Annotated in this window: 6 protein-coding genes; 1 reads left to right on the plus strand and 5 read right to left on the minus strand. The window is 24.2% G+C overall.

Annotation, left to right across the window (positions count from 1 at the left end):
• The first annotated feature begins 762 nt into the window (after positions 1 to 762).
• A complete protein-coding gene (locus AlmWB_RS00870) occupies positions 763 to 1,938 on the plus strand; it encodes an NAD(P)-dependent malic enzyme (protein ID WP_050337186.1) in 1,176 nt (391 codons plus the stop codon).
• Positions 1,939 to 2,226: 288 nt separating this feature from the next.
• On the opposite strand, the gene truB is transcribed toward AlmWB_RS00870, so the two are convergent.
• The 5 genes from truB to AlmWB_RS00895 all read right to left on the minus strand — a co-directional run bounded on the left by truB (position 2,227) and on the right by AlmWB_RS00895 (position 7,417).
• A complete protein-coding gene (truB, locus tag AlmWB_RS00875; protein WP_050337188.1) occupies positions 2,227 to 3,081 on the minus strand; it encodes a tRNA pseudouridine(55) synthase TruB in 855 nt (284 codons plus the stop codon).
• A gap of 12 nt (positions 3,082 to 3,093) precedes the next feature.
• Positions 3,094 to 3,396, minus strand: a complete 303-nt coding sequence (gene trxA, locus AlmWB_RS00880) for a thioredoxin (protein ID WP_050337190.1) — start codon at positions 3,394 to 3,396, stop codon at positions 3,094 to 3,096.
• 301 nt (positions 3,397 to 3,697) lie between these two features.
• Positions 3,698 to 5,980: an ATP-dependent helicase gene (locus AlmWB_RS00885; RefSeq protein WP_083993344.1), complete on the minus strand. Its 2,283-nt coding sequence runs from the start codon at positions 5,978 to 5,980 to the stop codon at positions 3,698 to 3,700.
• A 70-nt stretch (positions 5,981 to 6,050) separates the two neighbouring features.
• Positions 6,051 to 6,842, minus strand: a complete 792-nt coding sequence (gene tpiA / locus AlmWB_RS00890) for a triose-phosphate isomerase (protein WP_050337194.1) — start codon at positions 6,840 to 6,842, stop codon at positions 6,051 to 6,053.
• A 23-nt stretch (positions 6,843 to 6,865) separates the two neighbouring features.
• On the minus strand, positions 6,866 to 7,417 hold the full coding sequence (locus tag AlmWB_RS00895; protein ID WP_050337196.1) for a helix-turn-helix domain-containing protein: 552 nt from the start codon (positions 7,415 to 7,417) through the stop codon (positions 6,866 to 6,868).
• Positions 7,418 to 7,475: the final 58 nt, after the last annotated feature.

Raw genomic sequence — 7,475 nt, forward strand, 5'->3', positions numbered from 1 at the left:
ACTAACTTAAGAGTTAGTCTTCAAGAGTTTTTAAAAAGTCAAAAAAGTGTCTAAAGTTTTGGAATAGTTCACATCCATTAAAATATCACTTCATCAAATAAAAAAGATCATATCCATCAATTATTTCCAAATAATTAATGAGTCAAAAAATTTTATTCTAAAAAGACAAATCTTAAAAGAATAATAAAATTCTGAGAGAAAAACAATTCAACCATATGAATATTAGGGAATTCTTCAATCGCCAAACTAATATATGTTCTCCTCACAAGAAAATTCATCCAAAACACTATTTATTGTTTACAATTAAAATCTATAACTTTACGGAATAAAATCAAAAATATTTAAATTAATTTATATTATATAGGAAATATTAAAATATGTTTGCTCATATAAGGAATAAAAAAAATAAAGATCTTATGATCTTTTTTTATTTTAATTTTGTAATAAATAGAATTTTTAAAAAATTAACCAACAAACAATCATTAAAATTTAAAAATAAAAAAACATCATATTATTTTTCATTAAAATAAAAAATTTTAATTTTTAGAGTTATAATAAATATGTTTTGCAAATTTCATTATTTCTTCTTTTGTTTTATCAACTCCAAAAAATTATATTATTTTTAATTTAGGACAAATTTTATACAAAATTCAATTTTTGTGCACAAGTGATAAAATAAAAGTACTTAAAATATAAATATTTTAATAAAAAAATAATATTATTTTATAAATCATCAAAAAAATAAAAAAGGATTATCAAATCATGAATGTATATGAAAAAGCTTTAAAATTTCACGAAAAAAACAAAGGCAAAGTTGCTATTAAAAATAAAGTAAAAATAAACAATTTACAAGATTTGGCGTTAGCTTATACGCCAGGAGTTGCTGAGCCTTGTCGAGTAATTAGTCAAAACCCTCAAGAAGTTTATAAATATACTTTTAAATCAAATACTTTGGCTGTGATATCCAACGGAACAGCTGTTTTAGGTTTAGGAGATATCGGTGCTAAAGCTTCAATTCCAGTTATGGAAGGTAAAGTAATTTTATTTAAAAAATTCGCTGATATTGATGCTTTTCCCATTTGTATTGATTCAAAAAATCCTGAAGAAATTATTAACATCTCTCAAAAAATTTCTCCTGTTTTTGGTGCAATTAATTTAGAAGATATTAAATCCCCGGAATGTTTCGAAATTGAAGAAAAACTAAAACAAACACTAGATATTCCTGTATTACACGATGACCAACATGGTACAGCTATTGTAGTATCTGCAGGTGTTCTTAATGCTTTAAAAGTAGTAAAAAAAAAAATTGAAGAAATAGAAATTTTAATTATTGGTGCTGGTGCTGCTGGTATTGCTATTACTAGAATGTTACTTTTATTAAATGTAAAAAATATTGTTGTTTTTGACAAAAATGGTCCTTTACATTTAGATCAAACATGGAAAATGAATAGCGAACAACAAAAAATTGCTGCTATGACTAATAAAAACAATGAAAAAGGTAAACTTGAAGAAGTAATTAAAAATAAAGATATTGTAATCGGTGTTTCTACTGGAAATGTTTTAAATAGTCAATTAATATCTACAATGAATAAAGATGCTATTGTTTTTGCTTTAGCTAATCCTGTACCTGAAATTCTTCCAGAAGAAGCCAAAAAAGGAGGGGCACGTATAATCGCTACTGGACGTTCTGATTTTCCTAATCAAATCAATAATATCTTAGCTTTTCCAGGGATTTTTCGCGGATCTTTAGATGCTCATGCTACTACTATTAATTTAGAAATGAAAAAAGCAGCTATAATCGCTTTAGCAAGTATTATTCCTGACAACCAATTAAATGAAAATAATATCTTACCAATAGTTTTTGAAAAGAAAATTGTTCCTGAAATAGCTAAAGCAGTTGCACAAGCAGCTCGCAAAACAGGAGTAATTCGAAAATAAAATAAATTTTCTAATTTTATAACTAACAATTAAATATTCATACAAAAAAACAACTTTAAATAAAGTTATTTTTTTCATTATAAAAAGTATGTTAATTAAAAACTTATCATAGCTAAAAAATAGTTAATGATTTCCCTTGAACTGAACTTTCAACACATATTTCATAAATGATAGAAAGAATAAAAACTAAAAAAAATTTTAATGTCCCTAAATATACTTTATTTGATATCATACAAAATCATTAACTTAATATACGCAACGCCAAAAAATAATTTTCCTGTTAAAATACTAAAAAAAGTATTTAGGAGCATATTGTTTTGGACCCATAACTTCATAATAAGCAATCCATTTTTTTTGATTATCTAACACAATAAAAGGTTTTTGAGTAATCGTTTGTCTTTCATCTAAATAAATACCATTTTTCACTAATTTAATTAAATAATCGTTTAAAACTATTTGAGGACAATTGCTAAAAAAATTTTTTGCAGGGATTAAACAATTTAATGTTACTTGTTCTACATCTTTGGCTTGCGTTAATTGATAAGGTCCAATAGCTATTCTACAAAGTTGAGATAATGCTCCATAAGTAGATAGATATGACGCAATATCTCTGGCTAAACTACGAATGTATGTTCCTTTAGACACATGTGCATAAAAGTCTACAGTTTGCTCTTTTAAAGAAGATATTTGCTCTAAATGATAAATAAAAACTAATCTTTGAGGAGGAATATCGATTTGGATATTCTTACGAGCTAAATGATATAATTTTTGGCCTTTAATTTTTATAGCAGAATACATTGGTGGTGTTTGTTGATATTTTTTTTGATGAAAGATGGCAAAAGCTTTTTTCATTAAATTATCTGTAAGTATTTGATTTTTTGTGGTTATTAATTTTCCTTTAACATCTAAAGTATCGTATTCATGATTAAAAATGATAGTGCCTTGATATTTTTTATCTAATTGATCAAATAAAAAATTTAACTTTGTAGCTTTGCCTACTAAAATTAATAAAAGACCTTCAGCTAAGGGATCTAAAGTGCCTGTGTGTCCTACTTTCAGTAAGGAAAATTTTTTTTTTATTTGTTGAACTACATCATGTGATGTTTGACCACTTTTTTTGTTAACAAAAAATACGCCATTCATATTTTTATTTTTTTAAATTTTTAAAAAATTTAAAAGTTCTTTCTTAGAACAAAAACCTAAATGACGTTTAATTTCTTTACCATTATAATATAAAATTAAAGTAGGAAAACTCTTGACTTGATACTGTGTCACTAAATCATCATATTTATCTATATCTAATTTACAAAAAAATACTTCTTTGTTGTTCTGTTCAATATCTTCTAAAATAGGTTCTAATTTGCGACAAGGTTCACACCATGTCGCGTAAAAATCTACTAACACTATTTTTTTTTGATTAATAATGGCCTGATAATCTGTGCCTTTAAAATTATACATAATAAATTATAAACTCCTTTTTTTGAAAAATACTAAATAATTTCAATATTATTTATTAATAAACAAAATTTCTCATCAAAAATTTTATTATGATTTTATATATAATATAATAATTCATATTATAGAGATTTGTTCAATAATGAAATCAAAAATGACTCTTTAAGATAAAGTAAAATAAAAAAAATTGGATTTACTAAAAATTAAATCAAACAAAGAAATAATTAGATAAAAAATAAACTTCAAATCTTTTATTAAAGAAAAAATTAAAATAAAATATTAATAATACGCCAACATCTGAAGATTATTTTAATTTAATTAAACATGATTTTTGCATACTAAATTTTTTAATGCCATACGGAACTGGGAAAATCATTGAGACCATCCCCTTATTATGTTCCAAAGAAATAATAGTACCTATCCCAAATTGAGGATGCTTTAGTTTCTCTCCTATTTTATATAAAGTAAAAGGTTTTGGAGAAAATCGTGGTTTTTGAGGAAAAAAATTATGATTTATATTTTTTTTTATTTGAGCAAGCATATTATGGTCATTATTTACAGTTTTTAACTTCATTTCTTCAATGAACCTAACAGGTTGGGTATTAATAATTTTACCAAAAAATATACGTTCCATAACGCTACTAATATATAAAAGTTCTCTGGCTCGAGTGATCGCTACGTAAGCTAAACGTCTTTCTTCTTGAAATGATAAGTTATCATTATTAAATTTACTATGTTTAAAAGTATTATTTGTATCTTGAAAAACATAATCTTCCCAACCAATAGCAAAAACTATTTTAAACTCCAAACCTTTAGATTTATGAATAGAAGAAAGAATAACGTTATCAGATATTTCGTTACTTTTATCCGCTTCCTGAAATAAAGCAATACTATTTAAAAAAGAAGTTAATTGGTCTATAAAGTTACCTTCTTTTTTTTGATCTAAATTAGATAAAATATTTTGTAATCTCTCAAGATGAATATTCATTTGCTTATTTTTTTTGATCATTGCATTTGCAGTTTTTTTTTCATTATTTACAAATTGAGAATAAGCAATAATATCATCTATTAATAAAATAACATTGGATAAATTACAAATTCCAGGATTATAAAAAACTTCTGATAATTCTTGAAATATTATTTGAAATGTTTTTAACTTTTTTTTTAAAGGATGATCTGTAGATATTATTTGTTGTATTGCTGAAAATAAAGTAATTTGTTGTTCTTCGGCTATTTGTTCTAAAGTAGATACCGTTTTTATGCCTATATTACGAGAAGGAAAATTTATAATTCTCTTTAAATAAAAATTATTGTGTGGGTTAATTAAAATTTGCAAATAAGCAATTATATCTTTAATCTCTTTTTTTTGATAAAAAGAAGTATAACCTTGTATACGATAAGGAATATCATTTAACAGAAAACTGTGTTCAATATCTTTACTTAATTGATTTAAACGATATAAAATCGCTATGTCACGATATTGATACTTTTTTTTTTGTACTAAATATTGAATTTTTTTTAAAATATTTTCTGCCTCTTTTTGAGCATTCGCAAATTCTTGATAAATGATATTTTTGCCATAACCTACAAAACTTTGTAAATTATTTTGAAATGGATTTGTTTTAGAATTATAATTATAACTTATCAAAAGATTAGCTGCATCCAAAATATTCATAGTGGAACGATAATTTTGTGTTAAATTTTTTATAGAAGCTTGAAAATCTCGTACAAATAAATGATTACATAATAAATCCGCACCACGAAAACTATAAATATTTTGATTAGGATCACCTACAACAAAAATATTACATTTTAAACTGATCATTTTAATAATTTGATATTGAATTAAATCAATATCTTGAAATTCATCAACCAATATATAAGTAAATTTGTTTTGATAAAAAGTAAAAATCTCTTTATGACGACTTAATAATTGATAAGCATAAATAAGTAAATCGTCAAAATCCACTAAATTATTTTTTTGCAAATAAGATTGATAAGATTTAAAAATTTTTTTAGCTTCTTTAGTTTGAAACTTGACAGTTTGATAATTATGATTAAACCATTCTTCATGTTGGTAAATCTTTTGTATTTTATCTAAAATTTCTTTTTTGATGATATAAATTTTCATTTTAGCAATATTTTTTTGCATATCACCAGCGGGAAATAAATTTTTATCCAAATTCAAATTTTTAATACATTCTTTGATAATTGTTTTACTTTCTTGTTCGTCAATAATGTTAAAATTAACATTAAAACAAGAATTAATATGTGAAATATATTGTTTTAAAATTTGATTACCAAAAGCATGAAAAGTCAAAATAGTCAAATGTGCAAAAGTTTCAGAAGAACATATTGGTTGAAGACGTTGTTGCATCTCTTTGACAGCGTTATTAGTAAACGTAATAGCTAAAATTTGGTCACTGGGAATTTGCAATTGTTTCAGTAAAAAAGCTATGCGAGTAGTCAAAACACGAGTTTTTCCTGTTCCTGCTCCTGCCATCACATAAAGAGATTTTTTGTCAACAGAAGTAGCTATATTTAATTGTTCTGGATTTAATTGTTTTAACCATTCAAAATTCATCATTTATAACTTTCTCAAATAAAAACAAAGAAACCATTCTTTTTAAAATAGTTGGTTTCTTTTCAATTATATTTTAATTTTTTGGATATAAATATTTGTCTTGGATTTTTTTATTCGACGCTATTTTAGTAAAAAACAAAAAATCATTAATTTGCAAAGAACTTTTTCCTGCTAAAATACCATCAATTTCTGGTTTTTGTAAGAAAGCTTCAACATTATTAACATTTACAGAACCACCGTAAACAATACGAATATTTTGTGCCACAGTATGAGAAAATAAACTAGCAATTTTCTTTCTGATATTTCGTATGATATCATTAGCTATTTCAGGTTCTACATTTTTTCCTGTCCCAATAGCCCAAATAGGTTCGTAAGCCAAAATAATTTTTTCTATATTATCCAAAGGAATGTTTTTCATCATTTTTTCTAATTGATGGTCTAAAAAAACTTTTGTTTGATATTGTTCTTTAACTTCCAATGTTTCTCCAAAACACAAAACTGGATAAATATGATGAGACAAAGCTGATAAGATTTTCAGATTAATAATGTCATCAGTTTCACCAAATAAAATTCTTCTTTCGCTATGGCCTATCAAAGCATATTTAATTCCTAAATCAGCAATATTTTTTGGAGAAGTTTCTCCAGTATAAGGTCCTTCAGTGTGATAAAAAATATTTTGTGCTCCTATTCTTAAATTTTCACCTTCTATCTTAGTTAAAGCATCTAAAAAAATCATAGGAGGAAAAATAACAGTTTCAATTTTTTTACGATTGGGTATTTTATCATTAATTTGGAAAATAAAATCCATGGATTCGTCTTTATGTTTATACATTTTCCAATTCCCCATAATTATAATTTTTCTCATTTATGATCTCCTAAAAAATTTTCTCAATTCTCTTCCTCGTAATAACGAGAAGTTATCACTGTTAACAAACGAACAATATGGTTTGTATGATTAAAACAATAATATTCTTTATCTGTAGATAAATAAAAAGCATCTTCTTTTTTTAATAAATACTGAACTTTATTTATAAATAAAATCATTTCTCCTTCTAATAAAAAACTAAATTCCTCAGTAATTGATTGATTAGTGATTTTAGTTTGCCCTTGAGGCTCAATTTCCACAATTATTACTTGTATTTTATTTTGCACCAAGTTAGGAAAAAAATGATAGCTGGTATTTTGTAATGATTTATCTGGTATTTTTAAAAAATCTTCTTTTTTATGTATTAATTCTAAATTTGTTTTATGTTTAAAAAAATCTGATACAGAAATTTTAAATAAATCACATAACTTAAACAAAATTTTTAAAGAAGGAGAAATTAAATTATTTTCTATTTGTGAAATATATCCACTAGTAACGCTTATATTCAAAGCGAGTTCTTTTTGCGTTAATTGATTTTGTAATCTTAAATTTCTAATTTGTAATCCTATATTCACAATTTGTTCCTTTGAATATAATACGAAATTATACTCTTAATAAGAATAAATAAATAAA

The organism is Candidatus Phytoplasma phoenicium (assembly GCF_001189415.1).
In the GTDB taxonomy this organism is placed as follows: domain Bacteria; phylum Bacillota_I; class Bacilli_A; order Acholeplasmatales; family Acholeplasmataceae; genus Phytoplasma; species Phytoplasma phoenicium.

Coding starts and splice junctions, on each gene's coding strand:
- trxA (WP_050337190.1), bottom strand. CDS start 3,396: ATGTATAATTTTAAAGGCACAGATTATCAGGCCATTATTAATCAAAAA.
- AlmWB_RS00870 (WP_050337186.1), top strand. CDS start 763: ATGAATGTATATGAAAAAGCTTTAAAATTTCACGAAAAAAACAAAGGC.
- truB (WP_050337188.1), bottom strand. CDS start 3,081: ATGAATGGCGTATTTTTTGTTAACAAAAAAAGTGGTCAAACATCACAT.
- tpiA (WP_050337194.1), bottom strand. CDS start 6,842: ATGAGAAAAATTATAATTATGGGGAATTGGAAAATGTATAAACATAAA.
- AlmWB_RS00885 (WP_083993344.1), bottom strand. CDS start 5,980: ATGATGAATTTTGAATGGTTAAAACAATTAAATCCAGAACAATTAAAT.